This is a genomic window from Flagellimonas marinaquae (genome assembly GCF_023716465.1).
Lineage (GTDB): Bacteria > Bacteroidota > Bacteroidia > Flavobacteriales > Flavobacteriaceae > Flagellimonas > Flagellimonas alginolytica.
Genome location: NZ_CP092415.1, coordinates 2,262,537 through 2,281,052, shown reverse-complemented (window position 1 = coordinate 2,281,052; position 18,516 = coordinate 2,262,537). Strand labels below are relative to the sequence as shown.

General features: G+C 44.5%; 12 protein-coding genes. 2 read left to right on the top strand and 10 right to left on the bottom strand.

Annotated elements, in window-relative coordinates:
- Positions 1 to 35: 35 nt before the first annotated feature.
- Positions 36 to 746, bottom strand: a complete 711-nt coding sequence (locus MJO53_RS10215) for a gluconate 2-dehydrogenase subunit 3 family protein (RefSeq protein WP_224835410.1) — start codon at positions 744 to 746, stop codon at positions 36 to 38.
- Positions 747 to 750: 4 nt separating this feature from the next.
- Complete coding sequence (locus MJO53_RS10210; protein ID WP_252079010.1) at positions 751 to 2,475, bottom strand: GMC oxidoreductase; 1,725 nt, start codon at positions 2,473 to 2,475, stop codon at positions 751 to 753.
- Positions 2,476 to 2,705: 230 nt separating this feature from the next.
- Between MJO53_RS10210 and MJO53_RS10205 the strand changes: the two genes are divergently transcribed.
- Positions 2,706 to 3,950 (top strand): NRAMP family divalent metal transporter, encoded by a 1,245-nt coding sequence (locus MJO53_RS10205; RefSeq protein WP_252079009.1) that lies wholly within the window; start codon positions 2,706 to 2,708, stop codon positions 3,948 to 3,950.
- Between the two features lies 1 nt (position 3,951).
- Here MJO53_RS10205 and MJO53_RS10200 read toward each other — a convergent pair whose 3' ends face one another.
- The 7 genes from MJO53_RS10200 to MJO53_RS10170 all read right to left on the bottom strand — a co-directional run bounded on the left by MJO53_RS10200 (position 3,952) and on the right by MJO53_RS10170 (position 16,005).
- Positions 3,952 to 5,895, bottom strand: coding sequence for an OmpA family protein (locus MJO53_RS10200; protein ID WP_252079008.1), 1,944 nt, complete (start codon positions 5,893 to 5,895; stop codon positions 3,952 to 3,954).
- Position 5,896: 1 nt separating this feature from the next.
- Positions 5,897 to 6,889 carry a type IX secretion system membrane protein PorP/SprF gene (locus MJO53_RS10195; protein WP_252079007.1) on the bottom strand — a complete coding sequence of 331 codons (993 nt, stop codon included), beginning with the start codon at positions 6,887 to 6,889 and terminating at the stop codon, positions 5,897 to 5,899.
- Between the two features lie 8 nt (positions 6,890 to 6,897).
- The gene (locus tag MJO53_RS10190) at positions 6,898 to 11,343 is read right to left on the bottom strand and encodes a gliding motility-associated C-terminal domain-containing protein (RefSeq protein WP_252079006.1); all 4,446 of its coding nucleotides are present in this window, start codon (positions 11,341 to 11,343) and stop codon (positions 6,898 to 6,900) included.
- Positions 11,344 to 11,473: 130 nt separating this feature from the next.
- The gene (fabD, locus tag MJO53_RS10185; RefSeq protein WP_224835416.1) at positions 11,474 to 12,358 is read right to left on the bottom strand and encodes an ACP S-malonyltransferase; all 885 of its coding nucleotides are present in this window, start codon (positions 12,356 to 12,358) and stop codon (positions 11,474 to 11,476) included.
- Between the two features lie 127 nt (positions 12,359 to 12,485).
- Positions 12,486 to 13,001: a gamma carbonic anhydrase family protein gene (locus MJO53_RS10180; protein WP_252079005.1), complete on the bottom strand. Its 516-nt coding sequence runs from the start codon at positions 12,999 to 13,001 to the stop codon at positions 12,486 to 12,488.
- Positions 13,002 to 13,060: 59 nt separating this feature from the next.
- On the bottom strand, positions 13,061 to 13,792 hold the full coding sequence (locus MJO53_RS10175; protein WP_252079004.1) for a LytR/AlgR family response regulator transcription factor: 732 nt from the start codon (positions 13,790 to 13,792) through the stop codon (positions 13,061 to 13,063).
- Positions 13,792 to 16,005, bottom strand: a complete 2,214-nt coding sequence (locus MJO53_RS10170) for a tetratricopeptide repeat-containing sensor histidine kinase (RefSeq protein ID WP_252079003.1) — start codon at positions 16,003 to 16,005, stop codon at positions 13,792 to 13,794. Before MJO53_RS10170 ends, MJO53_RS10175 begins: the two co-directional genes overlap by 1 nt.
- A 198-nt stretch (positions 16,006 to 16,203) precedes the next feature.
- On the opposite strand from MJO53_RS10170, the gene MJO53_RS10165 reads away from it, so the two are divergent.
- On the top strand, positions 16,204 to 17,376 hold the full coding sequence (locus MJO53_RS10165; RefSeq protein ID WP_252079002.1) for a vWA domain-containing protein: 1,173 nt from the start codon (positions 16,204 to 16,206) through the stop codon (positions 17,374 to 17,376).
- An 86-nt stretch (positions 17,377 to 17,462) separates the two neighbouring features.
- Here the strand turns inward: MJO53_RS10165 and MJO53_RS10160 are convergent, their stop codons facing one another.
- Complete coding sequence (locus tag MJO53_RS10160) at positions 17,463 to 18,458, bottom strand: type IX secretion system membrane protein PorP/SprF (protein WP_224835421.1); 996 nt, start codon at positions 18,456 to 18,458, stop codon at positions 17,463 to 17,465.
- Between the last annotated feature and the right edge of the window lie 58 nt (positions 18,459 to 18,516).

Genomic DNA, 18,516 nt, shown 5'->3' with positions numbered 1-18,516 from the left:
TTTAGTACGGGGCTTTTTATTTTATTATCCTTTAATTACGTTAACAAATTACCATCCTCATCCCACTCGGCAATAATGCCGCGTTTGCTTTGGTCCACACACTTGGCCAACCATTCCTCTTCATAGGAAACACCATGCTGTTCCAACACATCATCAGGGACACCATCCCAAACATTGGGCATATTGCCCTTATACCCTATTTCTTCTATCCCGATTTTTGTGGTATAAAATCCCGTCATGGTAAGGTTACGGACCAAGGAGAAGAAATTCACTTCAAATGGTCGTTCATTGCCCGGCACTTCGGGATCATAATAGGCAATTTCATCCAAAATAGCTTTTTGTTGTGCTACGGTCGCCGTTTTAAACTCCACCCCATATTCGGTGTTACATTTATGATCCAACCACATAATTCCACCACGGATATCGGGCTGGAACGCCTCATTGTCCTTGCACATGAACTCTATAAAACTGACCACATCGGCATCCGAGGCTGCTTTGAATGCCTCCGAAGGGGGCAAAATCAAATCACAAAGTATCGTAAGTGTTTCCACCTCGTGCGGATTCAAAAACTGTTCGTCCTGTAGTTCATTGATCAACTCCGTTTCCAAAGGCACCCTGCCCGGATACGTTATTTTTGGGGCCTCCACCAATTCCTTCGCCTCCGTAGATGGCTTGCATCCGTGAATGGCCAGTCCACCGGCCACAGAGCCCAATACTATAGATTTTAAACTCTTTCTTCTGTCCATTGCCTTAAATGTTTTGTTGTTTCAATTGCTCCACAATATATTCCGATGCCCTCATGGAAAGTGCTAAAATGGTCCATGTACAATTCTTGTCCGCTTGGGAAGTAAATGGTCCTGCATCCACAATAAACACGTTGTCCACATCGTGCAGCTGCTGGTATTTGTTCGTCACCGATGTCTTTGGATCGTCGCCCATTCGCGTAGTGCCCACTTCGTGGATAATATTGCCCGGATTGTGCAGGCCATAATTGGTATCCTTGCCCGGTTTGTCGCCCAAAGGCTCACCGCCCATATTGATCAAGAGCTCTTCAAAAGTATCTTGCATGTGTTTGGCCTGATTGATCTCGAACTCGCTCCATTTGTAATGAAAACGCAATACGGGAATACCAAACTCATCTACCGTGGTTGGGTCTATCTCACAATAATTATCTTTCCGGGCAATAGACTCACCACGACCGGCCATGCCCACAACGGCACCATAATATTTTTTGGCATCGCTGCGGAGTACATCGCCATAACCTCCCACTTTGGTTCCAAAGAACTTATTGAACTCATTGGCATTAAATCCAAAGCCATAGCTGGGCATTCCCATGCCGCCCCATACTTCTATATGATATCCTCGTGGAAAATCGAGCTTGGAATTATCGCCCCACCAAGGTGAGTACACATGCATACCCCCCACGCCATCTTCGTTATAGGAAACTTTTCGGTTCATTAGATCTGGAACAAAGGCCGCTCTTCCGGCACCGGTAGAATCGTGCAGATACTTTCCGACAACATCGCTACTATTGCCCAATCCGTTCGGGTGTTGCTTACTTTTGGAATTCAATAAAATCCTAGCTGAGCTGCAGGCAGATGCTCCAAGTACTACCACTTTTCCCTTGAGCTTATATTCTTTCCTATCTTCTTTATTGATGTAAGACACCCCTGTTGCTCTTCCCTCTTCGTTTGTGGTTACTTCGCGCACCATGCAATTGACAAACAAATCGATCTGTCCTCCATTTTTTTGCGCCGGGAAAATGAGACAGGTACCTGCTGAGAAATCGGCATATACTTGACACGCTCTATTACACTGCCCGCAGTAGAAGCAGACCCCTCGCTCATTATTGATCTTTTTGGTGAGCATGGACATCCTTGATGGGTATACCGGAATATTACTCTTTCTGGCCCCTCTGATGTAGAACAGTTCGTGCAATCTGGGTTTAGGCGGGGGTAGAAAAAAACCATCGGGATCATTGGGCAGCCCCTCATTGGTACCAAATACACCGATCATCTTATCTACCTTATCATAGTACGGTTTTACATCATCATAACTTATGGGCCAGTTCTCGCCATGGCCATCCACATCTTTGTGCTTAAAATCCTTTGGGCCAAAACGTAACGAGATTCTTCCCCAGTGATTGGTTCTTCCTCCCAACATTCTGGAACGGAACCATTCGAATTTTGTCCCATCCTTTTGGGTATACGGCTCACCTTCAATATCCCAGCCGCCGTAAGCAGCATCAAAATCACCGAAAGGGCGAAATCGCGTACTGGCCCCGCGCCTAGGACTCTCATAAGGCCATTTTAATTGGGTTTGATGTTCTGGTTTGGCCGGGTCAAAATATGGACCTGCCTCTACTACGGCGACTTTTAGCCCAGCTTCCGAGAGTACTTTGGCAGACATGCCACCACCAGCCCCGGAACCAACAATTATGGCATCGTATACCGTGGAATTTTCAATAATTTGCATTGGTTTATGTTTGATTTAGTTTTAAATACATCAAAATCAATATGTTGAAATTTTGAGAAAATCTCCGTGATTGATATAAGATGCCTCTGTGCGTACTAAAGATACTTTTTCCAAATATAAATTCAGTGTCTTTTTCCTATTTATCCGAAGAAGGATCCAATCAAATGGAATCTGTAAACTTTAAGTAAAAAAAACATATCTTCCACAAAGAAAACCAACCATTACACTATATGAAAGCATTGTTAAAAGCGCTTGGACCGGGCCTATTGTTTGCCAGCATGGCCATTGGAACTTCGCATTTGGTACTATCCACCAAGGCCGGAGCCCAATATGGATGGGTTATGATCATCCCCATACTTTTAGCGAACTTGCTCAAATATCCTTTTTTTGAATTCGGTATTCGATATACGACCATCACCGAAAAAAGCTTGATCGAGGGATACCACAATCTTGGAAAAACCTACTTGTGGATCTATGCGTTTGTTACATTGATCTCCACCTTTACCATTTTAGCTGCCTTGTACGTGGTGACTGCCGGTTTGTTTATGAATTTGTTCAATGTTGCATCCGTTGGTGCAGGTGTAATTTCGTTGGGGCTATTTGTATTTATCAGTTTAATCTTGATCATAGGAAAATATAGGTTCCTAGAAAATTCCCTGAAAGCCGTGATCACCATTTTATTTGTGGCCTTGTTGATCACAACGGTGATGGTGCTCCAAAAAGGGCCGGTACCCCACAGTGGGTCGTACCAACGACCGGAAATTTTTAACGAAATAGGCATTTTGTTTTTGATCGGTCTTGTTGGCTGGATGCCCACGGCCGTTGAAGCATCGGGGTGGGTAAGCCTTTGGGGCATGGAAAACCTGAAAACCATGAGAAACAAGCCAACACTAAAAATTGCCCTTCAGGAGTTTAACGTAGGTTATGTACTCACTGCGGTACTGGCCATCTTTTTTATGATCATTGGCTGGATGACTCTTTACGGAACTGGCACGGAACTCAGTGGCAATGCAGTGGTCTTCGCCGATCAATTGGTCAATTTATTTACAACCCATATAGGAAGTTGGGCTTACTTTTTTATTGCAGTGGCCGCTTTTGCCACTATGTTCAGCACATGCATGACCGCCCATGATGCCATATCGAGGGTAAGTTTGGATGTTTTACAAAAGCTGCTCCCACAAAAAAACATCTACAATGGCAAGCACTCTTTTGCACTTATGGTACTTGTTATGGCTTGGATCAATTGGATCGTAATAAGTCTTTTTAGCGCCAACATGGGCGATTTGGTAGGATTGGCCACTTTTGTATCCTTTGTTTTCGCTCCCCTACTCGGTTGGATGAACTTAAAAACCGTTACCGGTAAGGATGTTCCAAAGGAACATAGGCCCAAGATAGGCCTAAAGGTACTTAGCTATTCGGGAATTGTTTTTCTTTCGTTGTTCGCCCTCTACTATTGCTGGGTTCTGACCAAGTAAACTAATCGAACATTACATTGTCGTTTAGCACAACGATCAGCGAACGCTGGTTCTGCTTGTGCAAGGTCTCCAAACAAAAAACACCATTGGTACAGTTGTTCAGTATTTTATCCTCCCCATATCCGATGGAATATAACACACTGGTCGCAGGCACCCCGCTTGCCACTAAATATCTTTTTATGGCATCCGATCGTGCTTGGGTAAGCTTAAAATTGGTACTGCTCCCTCCTCGGCTATCGGTATAGGTTTCCACTCGTAGTTGGGCTTCCGGAAAAGCATTCATAAAATCCACCACTTTTGTCAGCTCATTTTTTATGTTGTCGGTAAGGTCCGTGGATCCATTGTCAAAATAAAAATCATCTAGCTTTACCACTTTTTGACCCTCCCTTTCCTCCACCAGGTCATCATATAAAGAGACCCCGATGGTATAGGATTGTTTCTGGAGCGCATCCAATTGTTCCTGTCCAAATTGTTCTATAAATCGGGAGTAGCGTTCTTTGGTCGCTTCTATGACCACTTCGGTTTCGTAGGGCACTTCCAATCGATAGGCCCCATTTTCATCGGATGTTGTGGTCGCTATCTTTTCGCCATCCATGTTCCATAGGCTCACCACAGCATTGGCAACAGCATTTTGGTTTTGACTATTTACTACCTCGCCCTTAAAGGTTAGCGTTTTAAGCCCCGGTTTTTCATCGACCTTAAATCCATAAATGTCATCCTTTCCTTTTCCTCCGGGCCGGTTAGAAGCGAAATACCCCAATAATCCATCCCCCTCGTTCCTTATGATCAATCCAAAATCATCGAACTCGGTATTGATTTGGTTGCCTAGATTGATGGGAATACCGAAATCTTCACCTTCAAGATTGGATTTGTAAATATCCATTCCTCCGAGGCCGAAGAATACATCCGAAGCAAAATAAAAACTGTTCTCGAATATAAACGGAGCTATTTCGTTGCCCGAAGAATTGATACGCGGCCCCAAATTGATGGGCGCCGACATTACCTGTCCATTGTTGGTGTACACAAAATAGATATCCGTACCGCCATAGCCGTCCTCAAAATCCGCAGCAAAATAAAGTTTACCGTTGCGGTCGTCGTAGAACGGATAATAAAATGAGGTGCTCAAATCCTTTAATAAAAGCTGATGGTCACCTCCAATGGTCTGTTTGGCAATGGACAAGGCGTTTTTTCCTTTGGAATCGAAGGCCAGCTCCCCATTTTGAGTATTGGATGCCACATAGAACACACTGTTCAGGGCCGAGGAGAAAGATGGTGTTGCTTTATGATAATTCGTTTCCTCCAACCCCTTTAAGGTCTTAAGGGACCTGATCTGACCGGAAGGCTGGATCTCTGATTCGTAAATATTGAAATAGCCCTCGTTGCCCGGTTCGTATCGCAATTTTTTATTGGCAAGACGTCCACTGGAAAACAGTAGCTTATTAAGATAAAAACTTGGTGCAAAATCGGTTTGAGGACTGTTGCCCTCCAAGTTGAAAATTTCGTACTCCAATTGATTTTCGTCTGTTCCGCTTTGCAGTAATTGTTTGTTAAACTCCATATTTTCCAGCAGTTCTTTTGGAAAATTAGAGGACACCCTTTCCACAAAGGCATCTACCCCCTCGCTATTCGGGGCCTTGGATAAGCTCTGCAACATTTTGTTGTAATGATGCGGGTTCATGATCGTATCCTGATCATAAATCTCCATGTATGCAGCGGAAGCTTTTTCAAAATTATCGGTTTCAAAATAAGCATCGGCCAAGTTCAAGAACTGTTGTTTGGTCAGCGTACCCTCGGACAGTTGTTTTTCGTAGGCCCTTGCGGCTTTTTGATACTCGTACTGGAAAAAGAAAACATCCCCTTCGGACTGTTTTTTTTGGGCAAAGCAGAAGGCAACTCCCAAAAGGGCGGCCCATAATGTAAATTGTATTTTTTTTGTTGGGTTCATGTTAGAAAAATCTTGGGGAATCTATCTGCTTACCTTTGTTTTTTGATTTTTTGTTCTTGGTTTTATTCTTACCGGAACCAAATCCACCTCTTCCAATATAAAATTTTAAAATGGCCTCGTGGGAACCCCCACCATACTCGCCCAATCCATTGGTGTTGTAATCGTAGGCATACCCAATAAACATGGCGTTGGAAATTTGAAATCCCGCCAGTCCGCTCACGGCATTATCAAATCGGTATGCAGCTCCAATGGTTAGGGCATCGATAAACTGAAAATTTGCCGATAAATTTATATTTACGGGCGAACCTTGAAGGTAATTTACCAAAAAAGCGGGTTTAAACTTGGTCCGGTCGCTCAATTGGAACACATAACCGCCTATTACGTTCAACTGCATATTGTCCTCTACAATGGTAGCTACCTCATCATTATACAAGGTATTGGTCAAAAAATTGGGAACAGAAGCCCCCAAATACCAATCCTCCTCGTGGTACATAAACAAGCCTGCGCCCACCGTAGGGTAAAAATTGCTATAGGTATCACCATAAATAGATGCATCTGTTGAATCGTATATTGTACCTTTGGAATAATCTATATTGAGGGAAGACCCGCCCGCGTTCAGTCCAAAGGAAAGTTTGGTCTCGTCGGATAATTGGATCTCGTAGGAATAGGCCACATCAAAATAGGTTTGTGTGGAAGGTCCCAACACATCGTTCACAATATTGACCCCCAATCCCATTTTCTCGTTGCCGAAAGGAATATTGGCCCCACCTCTAATTGTGGTCGGAGCCCCTTCGATGTCCAGCCACTGTGCACGGTACAATCCAATAATCTCTGGACTTTCCACCGTGCCCACGTAGGCAGGGTTAAAACTTCCGATGTTGTACATGTACTGGGTGTATTGTGGCTCTTTTTGTGCCTGCACAAAACTTACCGCCATAACTACCACAAGCAGCAATACTTTTCTATAAATTGATAAGATTGTTATATCCGACATTTTCGTTTTTACCTTACAATTTGAATCCATCCTTTAACCACATCTTCATCACTGCCATCCGTTGTATCTAAATCTAGAATATAGAAATACGTTCCATTGGGCAAATCCCCATTTTTGCCTGTTCCGTTCCACGAGCTATCGTAACCGTCCATCTGGAAGACACTGTTGCCGTAGCGGTCGAACACCTGCAAGCTATTATCCTTGAAATCATCGTGACCTACCAATATCAAAAACTCATTTTTTTTATCCCCATTGGGTGAAAAGATATTACAGAGGGTTCCTGGGTCTTCACATTGGCTACGGTTGACCTTAACTTCTACTGAAGCTGTGTCATTTTCTGGATTATCATCAATGGGCAATGAGGACAATAGAGTGGCGGTATTGGTCAAGCTCCCTGCTTCGGTCACCCTTGTCCTTATGATCAAAGTGGCGTTTTCTTCCCCTACCAACTCATCAATGGTCCATTCTCCAGTAGTGTCATCATAACTTCCTTTGGAAGGATCACTGGACAAAAATTCAAATCCATCACTCAATAAGTCGCTCACAACAATATTCTGTGCCGTGCCGGTTGTCAAGTTTTCTACAGTTATGGTAAAGGAAACTTCATCATCCAAAAGCACTTCATTATCATCCACTTCCTTGGTGATCGCCAAGTCTATAGTTTCATTAGATACACAATCCAGCACAGTAATGGTCAGTTGCACCGATGATGTCTCAGCGCATTCGCCAACGGTTTCGGTAGTGTATTCGAACACATATGCCCCTAGGGAAAGGCCTGTAAAATCGACTATATTATCGGTTCCTATGGTTACATTGCCAGATGGATCTGTGACTACCGACCAAGTTCCAGCATCTTGCCCCATTAAACCATCGTCCAGGTCGAATGTGGTAGGTCCATCGTCACTTGGAATGCTGCAGACCGTAAGATCTTCAATCGGAATGCCCGGAGAGAGTGCATTTATTATTGTGGCCTCTACTTCTACCCGGTCGGATTCGCAGCCATTGGCGGAGGCCGAAACGTAATAGGATGTGGTCTCGGACAAGGTATTGGTGGTAAATGTAGCGCTGGTACCCACAATGCTTCCGCCGGTAGGTGCATCGTACCACGTATAGGTTATGGTACCGTTGCCCACTACGGATGCGGATGCGGTTAGATCCAATATGCTCGGACCGCAGGAAACATCGCCCGTGGTACTATCTATTACGGGCGTATTGTTCAACTCCAGAGTTATGGCCAACACTGGGCTTCCACAATCGTTCACATCGTCGTAGTAGAAGGCATAATAGGTTCCTGGTTCAACCACGTTCGGAGCTTGCAAATGAGCCCCGGTCTCTTCGGGGTCGTTACTTGTACTCCAAACAAGCGTTGTACCTGCCGGGGGCGTACTGGTCACGTAATCGTTTAGGTTGGCAGTGATAGCATCGCAAAACGCTATGGTTGAACTCCCACCATTAAGTGCAGGAGCGGTATTCCCGGCATCGCAAGGCCCGGAGCAGTCGTTTACGGTTACTGTTATATCCACACTTTGATCAGTACATTCCCCTTGTGCTGTATTGGTAGTATATCTAAAGGTATATACTCCTTCGGGCTGCCCATCAAAATTTATTATGTTCTCGGTATTAATGGTAATGGTTGCACCAGGTTGGGCGGACAACAATACCCAATCACCATCATCTGCCCCACTGAGACTGGAATCGAGATCTACCAAGGTATCACCATCACCTGCATCGCTGCATGTTCCTAAATTGGTCGCTGTTCCCGTTGTAGGTGTGGTGCTTTGGGTCAAAACCACTTGAGTGGCGTTAGTAAAACAATCGTTGATCGGATCGTAAAAGAACCCATAATAGGTGTCTGGTGTGCTCACTACACTACTGACCAAATAACCTCCTGCTGCAATATTTGCATTTGTGCTCCATCGCAGTTCTGCTCCGGCCGGTGCTGCATTCGAAATATAAAGATCAAGGTCCTGGTTAAAAGCATCGCAAAACGCTGTGCCCGCTCCATTGAATATTGGTGCCGTTGTGCCGGCAAAGCAAGTTTCTTTTGTTGATGTGGCTGTGGCCGGTGCACCAGCGCCATTAGTATTGGACAAGACTACGGAAAGCGATATGGTACCATTACCAAGCCCACTAAGGTCGATACCCGATATTTGTTGGTCCAAAGATGTTATTGGACCATTCCCAACAACATTCGTCCCACCCCCACTACTACTAATAGTGTAATTGTATGAGGCATTTACTTCCGCATTTGAAAATGTAAAGCTTATATTATTTTCGTTGGTTTGATCTATGGGGTCTTGATCAAAACTCACCGTATACCCAGAAGGTATTGTTGTTAATTTCACAGCAGTATCGGATGTTTCAGGACCTTCCGTTCCCAAAACATTACTAACGGTAACCGTTAAGGTAATGAGGCCATCTTGCAAACTACTTAAATCTATATTGTTCACAGTTCTGTTTGGCACAAGAACGTTTCCACTACCAGTAACGGTTGCTACATTTCCATCCCCATCACTAGTGAAGGTATAATCAAAAGAAGTTAGGAATGTTGGTGCCCCAGAAAACGAGAAACTTACTGAATTCTCATTACCCGAATTAATGGGATCATCATTAATTGTAACAGTATAACCAGAGGGTTGTACATCATCTTCACTAATAATATTTACCGTTGCAGAATTTGACCCACCAACTATATAACCTGTACCCGTATCCAATGTCACTATAACTGTTTCGGTAAGTTCTGTAAGGTTATCATCATTGGGATCCACAATAATTGTCGCATTAGTTTGACCGGTTTGGATTGCAACAGTTCCAGAAAGAGCGTCGTAATCATCCACAGGGGTAGCTGAACCAGAAACTGAATATGCTATGATAATGTCGCTTCCGGTATTATTAATATCACTTAAGCTTACCGTAAAAGCCCCAGGAGTATCACCTTGTTCGGTTGCAGTATCATCTGAAGCGATTATGGTGGCTGTAGGGATGTCATCGTCCGTGAAGGAACTGCTGCCCAAAGCCGTGCTGATGACAGCGTTCGCGCTCGCATTGCTCAACGTTACGCTAACCGCTTCGTCCGCCTCGACAACGGTGTCGCCGTTGGTCGTCACGCTAACCGTCTGGACCAGCGTCGCAGTGCCCGCCAAAAAGGTAAGGGTATTTCCAGTACCATCCTCGTTGCCCCCGCTTATCAAATAATCAACCGTGATGTCGTTCGATGGGTCCGATTGGTCTATGCTCACCGTAAAATCTATCGTACTTGTTCCCGCATCGCCCTCCGCAACAGGGGCGGGACTATCTATGCTGATGTCGGCCGTGAAGACATCGTCGTCCGTGAAGGAACTGCTGCCCAAAGCCGTGCTGATGACAGCGTTCGCGCTCGCATTGCTCAACGTTACGCTAACCGCTTCGTCCGCCTCGACAACGGTGTCGCCGTTGGTCGTCACGCTAACCGTCTGGACCAGCGTCGCAGTGCCCGCCAAAAAGGTAAGGGTATTTCCAGTACCATCCTCGTTGCCCCCGCTTATCAAATAATCAACCGTGATGTCGTTCGATGGGTCCGATTGGTCTATGCTCACCGTAAAATCTATCGTACTTGTTCCCGCATCGCCCTCCGCAACAGGGGCGGGACTATCTATGCTGATGTCGGCCGTGAAGACATCGTCGTCCGTGAAGGAACTGCTGCCCAAAGCCGTGCTGATGACAGCGTTCGCGCTCGCATTGCTCAACGTTACGCTAACCGCTTCGTCCGCCTCGACAACGGTGTCGCCGTTGGTCGTCACGCTAACCGTCTGGACCAGCGTCGCAGTGCCCGCCAAAAAGGTAAGGGTATTTCCAGTACCATCCTCGTTGCCCCCGCTTATCAAATAATCAACCGTGATGTCGTTCGATGGGTCCGATTGGTCTATGCTCACCGTAAAATCTATCGTACTTGTTCCCGCATCGCCCTCCGCAACAGGGGCGGGACTATCTATGCCGATGTCGGCAAAATCATCATTAGTAATAGTAACCGTTGCAGTGTCAGTAATATCTATAACTTCAACAGTCCCCATAATATTATCCATAAAGATGGTCAAAGCTTCATTAACTTCAATTGTACCATCTGTTGTTGGAATTACGTCAAAAGTTTGAGTTTCTCCAACAGTACCTGAAAAAGTAAGGGTTTGACTCATAATTTGCGTATAATCGCTATCAACAATGGTTGCAGTACCATCGTTTGTATTGACGTCCACTGTAAAACCACCCACAATAGGTACAAGCGTATTCAATGTTGCCGTTAATGTTATGGCTCCATCATCTTCCAGCCCATTAACATCTTCAATGGTAATTGTAGCTTGCCCAAACCCCGTACCCATTCCCAAAACGAGAAAAAGGAACAGTAATAGGCCGCTACGAACAAGAGCCGTGTGTTGTTGTTTTAAGGTTTTTGTAAGTATGGTCGACATCGCCATTGCCATCAGTTTCAGTTGGTTTAATCGCCATGCTCAAGTAGGTGGTTTGGGAGCTACCAATATTACAAAAAAGGCAAGGATTCTCCTTGCCTATTAGTTTAAAATTGCATTTAATCGGATAAACTGTTTCTGCCTTTTAAGAAACCTCAGCAGAGCTGGTTACGGCCTCTCGATGTATTTTTTTCACCAATCCCTGCAATACCTTGCCAGGCCCTACCTCCACAAAGGATGTTGCTCCATCCTTGACCATTTGCTGAACGCTTTGCGTCCACTTAACGGGTGCGGTAAGCTGCAGAATGAGGTTCTTTTTAATTGCTTCGGGATCGGATACCGCCGTAGTGGTCACATTTTGATAAATGGGGCAACTTGGTGCATTGAATTGCGTAGATTCTATGGCTGCTGCCAATTCTTCTCTTGCGGGCTCCATTAATGGCGAATGGAACGCACCGCCCACCGGCAACAACAATGCTCTCCTTGCTCCGGCTTCCTTCATTTTTTCGCAGGCGACATTTACGGCATCCACCTCTCCGGAAATTACCAATTGGCCGGGACAGTTATAATTGGCCGGCACCACGATACCTTCCACTTCGGAACATATTTTTTCCACAACATCGTCTTCCAAGCCTAAAACCGCGGCCATGGTACTGGGTTGAATCTCGCAAGCTTTTTGCATGGCCAAGGCCCGTTGCGACACTAATTTTAGTCCATCCTCAAAATTTAACGTGCCATTGGCGACCAATGCTGAAAATTCTCCCAAAGAATGGCCTGCCACCATATCGGGGGAAAAGCTTTCGCCCAATACTTTGCTCAGGATCACGGAGTGCAGAAATATGGCCGGCTGGGTCACCTTGGTCTGTTTTAGGTCTTCGGCCGTACCCTCGAACATAATGTCGGTTATGGAAAACCCAAGTATGGCATTGGCCCTTTCAAAAAGTTCCTGTGCTTGGGAATGATTTTCGTACAGGTCCAGCCCCATACCTACAAATTGTGCTCCTTGTCCTGGAAAAATATATGCGTTCATGGTTGTCGAGTTTTTTTTGAGTGGAACAAAAATAGGGAATATAATCCGATAGGTTCCTTGAATCTTAGATTGTGGGATCTTGAAATTGTTGGATGGATGCCATTTTTAAAAGCATGTCCATCTACATTTAATCCTCTTTGAACCAACTGGAATACTTTACATAATTATTAGCGATTCGGTCTATCTCTCCTTTGGACAGCTCGGGGCTGATATCCTTTATTTTTTTTGCGGGCATCCCGGCATAAATGCTTCCCGCCTCCACATGTGTACCCGTGGTCACCACAGCTCCTGCAGCAATAATCGAGTTACTCTCCACTACGCAATCGTCCATAATAATGCTGCCCATGCCCACCAGCACGTTATCCTTTATGGTACAACCGTGCACAATAGCATTATGGCCAATGGAAACATTGTTGCCAATTGTGGTCGGCGATTTTTGATAGGTACAATGGATCACAGCCCCATCTTGCACATTCACCTTGTTGCCCATTTTTATAAAATGGACATCGCCACGGATCACCGCATTGAACCAAACACTACATTGGTCTCCCATGGTTACTTCGCCCACAATGGTCGCATTTTCGGCGATAAAACAATCTTCTCCTATTTCTGGGGATTTGCCCCTAACGGGTTGTACAATCATTGGTTTAAGGTTTAGTTGACAACAAAGAAACGCTACTCGGCCGTGTTCTTTGCTCCTATTTATTTAAAATGTGATAAAAGTTCGGCTTTTTTGGAAGCGGACACAGAAAGTTCCTTGCCATTGGACAGTATCACACTGCCCCCCTTCCCTTTTTTGTAGCGCACCACTTCGGATACATTGACCAAATATGATTTGTGGATACGTGCAAAGGAATAGGGCCGTAGCGCTTCTTCAAAATATTTTAAGGTTTTACTGATGACGATCTTTTTCTTTTCGAGATAAATTTCGGTGTAATTGTCGTCCGCCTTACAAAAATAAATGTCCGATACATCCAATACTTGGAACCCGTCTTGTTGCGGCAAGGTGATCTTTCCTGAAACATGATCGGATTTTGCTTGGAGCACTTCTCCTTCCAAGGCATTTTCCTTCTCCTTGACCCCTCGGACATAGTCCACCGCCTTGATCAACTCATCTATATTTATGGGCTTCATTAAATAATAGGCGGCATGATGGTTCAGGGCATCCATGGCATATTGGTTATAAGCGGTAACAAAAATGGTTTCGAAAGTGCGGTCCGGGATTTTATCCAACAGATCAAAGGCATTACCAAAGGGCATTTCCACATCCAAAAAGACCAGATCTGGGACATGTTTTTTGATTTGTTCCAACCCCTCTTCAATGGTTGCCGCTTCTTCCAAGACCTGAACTCCCTCACAATACTTGGACAAGTAGTTCCGAAGGATTTCCCTACTATTGGCTTCGTCCTCAACAATTACCGCACGTAGATCCATTATTGTTTTTTAAGTTTAAGGGATACTTTGGTTCCCGTTCTATCTTGGTTCAGATCGGAAATGGAAACCTCTACCCGGTTTTTGTACATATCGTTCAAGATTTGGATTCGCTTTTGAATGTTGCCCATCCCCTTGGATTTTTGCTTTTTTTGATTGGTGGTCTTTAGCTCCGCAGATTTTTTTCGTCCGATCCCGTTGTCCTCTATTCGTATTTCGACCATATCCTTTGTTAGCTGTCGTAATACAATTTTCAACATTCCTTTTTCCTCCTTGTATCGCAATCCGTGCCAAATTGCGTTTTCTATATAGGGCTGTAATAGCATCGGGGGTATTTGAAAAGCATCTACATCGATGTGCTGATCCACATTGATCTCGTAGTCGAACTTGTCCGAAAAACGGGAGTGTTCCAGCTTTACATATAATTGCAGCAACTGTAACTCCTTGGCCAAAGGGATAAAGTCTTCTTCGGAATTTTCCAGTACACTGCGCATAAGGACGGAAAACTCGCTTAGAAAACAATTGGCACTCCGTTCATCGCTCTTGGCAATATAATTGTTCACGGAATTGAGCGCATTAAAAATAAAATGGGGGTTCATTTGGGTGCGCAACGATTTTAAGGCCAGCAGATTATTGGCCAATTTTTGTTGCTTGTTGCTCCGGTAATATAAATATGCGGTGAGCGCCATAAGGGCAATACCGAAAATCAAAGAGTAAATGATCCATTTTTGGCGCTTGCTGGTCTCCTCGTACAATTGCTGTTCGGTTACGGCCAAGCTATATTTACTCTGGTTGAGTTCCCGCTCCTGTTCCAAACTGGAAATACGGTTTTGGGTATTGGCTATTTCCCTGTTAAACTGTGCCGCACTCGCTATTTCTTGTTCCTTTCGAACATACAGGCTATCCACCACGGCCACATAATCTTGATACGATTCCAGAGCTTTGTTGTACTCGCCCTTGTTGCGATACACTTCGGACAAGGTTCGCGTGGCATCTTTTTGCACCACCAAATCATCGTCCCTGTTGGCTTCCACTATACTTTTCTCCAAATACGGAATGGCTTCGTCCAGTTTGTCCTGGGCAATGTAGGCGTTTGCAATTTTGTAGTTGATGCGTTGGGAGGTGATCGTGTCCTTTACCGCACCTTTTTTATCCGTGGCACGACTAGATCGGGGCATCTGCTCCAGCTCGCTCAGATTTTGTTTTCGCAACTGTATCTCGTCCTCGAAGCGGTTCTTTTGATTGTAAAAATCCGCCACTTTTTCACTCTCCTGGATCAATCTTTCCGGCGCCACTTGCCTGGAAAGGTCCAAGGAGTTTTGATAAAACCCTTCGGCTTCGATCAGCTTATCTTCACTGGCAAATACATCCGCAATTTTAGAATTTAAATCGATCTCCTTTGGAGAAATCTGGTTCTTCTTTGCGATCAACAGTCCTTCCTTGTAGTAATCTTGGGCTCTTTTTAGATTGTTGCTGGCCTTGTTGGCGTCCCCCAAAGCCTCTAAAAGCTCAATGCGTTGATAGGGAACCATGTTCTTAACCTCTACCAATGGTTCCAACACCTCCATGGCACCGGCATTGTTGCCGTTCTGTACATAGGTTTTGCCCAATAGTATTTTGGTCTTGTTGGATTCCTGGGCCGCTAAAGCATCTTTAAAATTGGTAATCGCCAGGTCGTATTGACCGTGGTAGGTGTATATTTCTCCCAGCATGCGCAAGGACATGGAAAGCTCACGCTTATTGCCGGCACTGCCCAAAAGCTCCATGGAACTAGCTACAAAATCGATACTTTTCTCAAGGTCGGTTTTTTTGTAAAAATTGGCAGAATCCAAAAAACGTTGATGTTCCATTAAACTTTTTCTTGCACCGGAAACTTCCCGTTTCTTGCTTTTGGTATCAATCGCACTCCCATATCCCTCTACCAATACATCGATATCCTCTTCCGACTTTATTATGTGGCGTACCGTTTGCAATTCCGGCCCTTGTATGATCAACATATCGCCAACGGACGCTCTTATTTTGAACTCGCCCAAAGCATTGGTCCGCGTAAACGCTCCCTTGTCCGTGGATACCTGTACCCCGGAAATAGGTTCGTAATTCTCCTTGCCCTTCACGGACCCCTGTAACTGGAACTCAACGCTATTGTTGCCAACTTGGGACATACCAACAAAGGTGGTCATTACAAGAACCAATAATATGTATGCTTTTCGAACCATAACCAAGGTAAACTTACTGCTTCCCAATCATTTTAAAAAATGGACAAGTACCGAAATTGGCCCAAACACCTCCTATTTATCCAAGGTTACTAAGCCAACGGCCTTAATTACTCATTGGCACCTTTGTTTTACTCAATCCTGATTTTTTCTGATAACAGAGGCACATACATTTACATCAACTTTAAAAATTATTGCCTTATGAAACATATTAAACACCTTTTTGCAACAGCGATATTGATAGGGGCAACTGGAACCAGCTACGGTTGCAACCTTAAAGCGCACAGCAACGAAAAAATCACTTTATATACCGAGTTTACCGAGGGAAAGCCTTCCGAACAATTTGTAAAAATTGCCCTGCTTTTGGACACCAGCAATAGTATGGATGGATTGATCAATCAGGCTAAAGCCCAACTGTGGGATATTGTAAACGAATTTACCCATGCCAAATGTGGTACAGATCTTAGGCCATCGCTACAAATAGCCCTATATGAGTATGGGAACGACAACCTATCGTCCCACGAAGGATACATACGACAGGTACTAGGGTTTAGCAAGGATCTTGATGAGATTTCGGAAAAACTGTTTTCCCTGACCACTAATGGAGGTGAGGAATATTGTGGAGAGGTTATCCACACATCCTTAAAACAATTGGATTGGGGCAAAAATGCCGATGATCTAAAAATGATATTCATTGCTGGAAACGAACCTTTTACCCAAGGAAAGTTGGATTATAAGGATGCGGCTTTAAATGCCAAGGAGAAGGACATTATAGTGAACACCATATTTTGTGGGAATTATGAGCAAGGGATTTCCTCCATGTGGAAGAATGGCGCCACATTGACCGGTGGTGAATATATGGCCATTGACCACAACAGGCAGGTCGTTCATATCGAGACCCCTTATGATGACATCATAATTAAACTGAACTCCAAGTTGAACAGCACTTATGTTTCTTATGGGACCATGGGCAGACAAAAGAAAGAGCTTCAGTCCGTGCAAGATGCCAATGCCGCAGAACTTGAAGAAGTCGTGGTTGTAAAACGAGCGGTAAGCAAAAGCTCCAGACTGTACCAAAATTCAAGTTGGGACCTGGTCGATGCAGCCGAGGAAGACGCCACCGTACTCACTCAAATCAAGGAAAAGGACTTACCCAAGGAACTTCAGGGAAAATCGGAAAGCGAGATAAAAAATTTCGTAAAGGAAAAGAAACAAGAAAGGGAAAAAATCCAAAAACAGATACAAGAACTCAACGCGAAACGCGAGGCCTATATCGCCAAAAACCAAAAGAACGAAAAAGGTGAACTGGAAAATGCCATGCTATCGGCCATAAAAGCACAAGCTTCGAAGAAAAACTTTACTTGGAACAATTAGATACACATGTATAGATCAAAATTCGGGTGCGGTGGGTTTTTAACTTGGCCGTGCTCGAGTTCCCTTTTAAATAATTGTATAGAATATTAATTGTTGGCGGCCGGACAATAACAATCGTAGCGTTTGCCCTGATCACTTTGCCCAAAATCGTACCCCAATGTAATCTGATGAAATCCACCATTATCAAAACGGATATCTCCCGATTGGTACGAATAATTATAGGAGAACATAAACCTGTTCACATTTACTCCCACGATCGGGGTAAACAACTGTAACCGTTGTTCGCCGAACTGACCATTGGTCTGGAATTGGGCCCCATCAAAACTACGACGATAGGACAATCCCGCCCATACGGTTCCAAAGCTAACATCCCTATATACTTTGGCGTTGAAATCCACGGTCTTCTCTTTAGTAAAATCTGTCATCTGAAACAAAACAGAGGGCTCTACCCTTGTGTTTCTTCCAAAAACATACCCTACAGAAAACAAATAACGGCGTAAATTATCGAACTCCGCGGCCGTGTACAGGTCTCGCCCGCTTCCCAAAAGGTTAAGGACGGCTGCATGGGCATAAAACTCCAATAAATTATAGGAAACGCCCAAATCCACGTTAAAATAGCTAGTGGTATTCTTAACCCCGGTTACAATGGGGTCTGGAATTACGGACCTAAACTCACTTTCGTCCAAACTACTCAAAATAACACCGGCACTCAATCCAAAGGACAATTGGTTTAAAGTTCTAAAATCACCTCCCAATTGTAAGTGGTGGGCATAGGTACCCTTAAATCCTGTTTGTGAATGGTAACCGTTGGAATCGTTGAAGAGTATACCCCCGATTCCGCTGCGTTCGCCTATTCTGGAGTTGATGTTCAAGGTTTGTAAGCTAGGAGCTTCGTCCACATTGAACCACTGTTTTCTTGCTGTCAACCGAATTTTAGTGCCCTCTGCAATCCCTGCCATGGACGGGTATACCAAATAATAATTATCCGCCAAGTAATCAAAATACACCGGAATTCCTTCCTGTGCCTTGGCTGCGGACCCAAATAACAGGGCAACGATGATCGAGGTTAAGATACGTCTCATGTGACGGTCGGGGCTAAATGGTTGTTCAATGCAATAAAACAATAAGATAACGGTATGC

Bases quoted from the DNA above. Each gene is read 5' to 3' on its own strand.
- MJO53_RS10215 (WP_224835410.1), bottom strand. From the start codon at position 746: ATGGACAGAAGAAAGAGTTTAAAATCTATAGTATTGGGCTCTGTGGCC.
- MJO53_RS10210 (WP_252079010.1), bottom strand. From the start codon at position 2,475: ATGCAAATTATTGAAAATTCCACGGTATACGATGCCATAATTGTTGGT.
- MJO53_RS10205 (WP_252079009.1), top strand. From the start codon at position 2,706: ATGAAAGCATTGTTAAAAGCGCTTGGACCGGGCCTATTGTTTGCCAGC.
- MJO53_RS10200 (WP_252079008.1), bottom strand. From the start codon at position 5,895: ATGAACCCAACAAAAAAAATACAATTTACATTATGGGCCGCCCTTTTG.
- MJO53_RS10195 (WP_252079007.1), bottom strand. From the start codon at position 6,889: ATGTCGGATATAACAATCTTATCAATTTATAGAAAAGTATTGCTGCTT.
- MJO53_RS10190 (WP_252079006.1), bottom strand. From the start codon at position 11,343: ATGGCAATGGCGATGTCGACCATACTTACAAAAACCTTAAAACAACAA.
- fabD (WP_224835416.1), bottom strand. From the start codon at position 12,358: ATGAACGCATATATTTTTCCAGGACAAGGAGCACAATTTGTAGGTATG.
- MJO53_RS10180 (WP_252079005.1), bottom strand. From the start codon at position 13,001: ATGATTGTACAACCCGTTAGGGGCAAATCCCCAGAAATAGGAGAAGAT.
- MJO53_RS10175 (WP_252079004.1), bottom strand. From the start codon at position 13,792: ATGGATCTACGTGCGGTAATTGTTGAGGACGAAGCCAATAGTAGGGAA.
- MJO53_RS10170 (WP_252079003.1), bottom strand. From the start codon at position 16,005: ATGGTTCGAAAAGCATACATATTATTGGTTCTTGTAATGACCACCTTT.
- MJO53_RS10165 (WP_252079002.1), top strand. From the start codon at position 16,204: ATGAAACATATTAAACACCTTTTTGCAACAGCGATATTGATAGGGGCA.
- MJO53_RS10160 (WP_224835421.1), bottom strand. From the start codon at position 18,458: ATGAGACGTATCTTAACCTCGATCATCGTTGCCCTGTTATTTGGGTCC.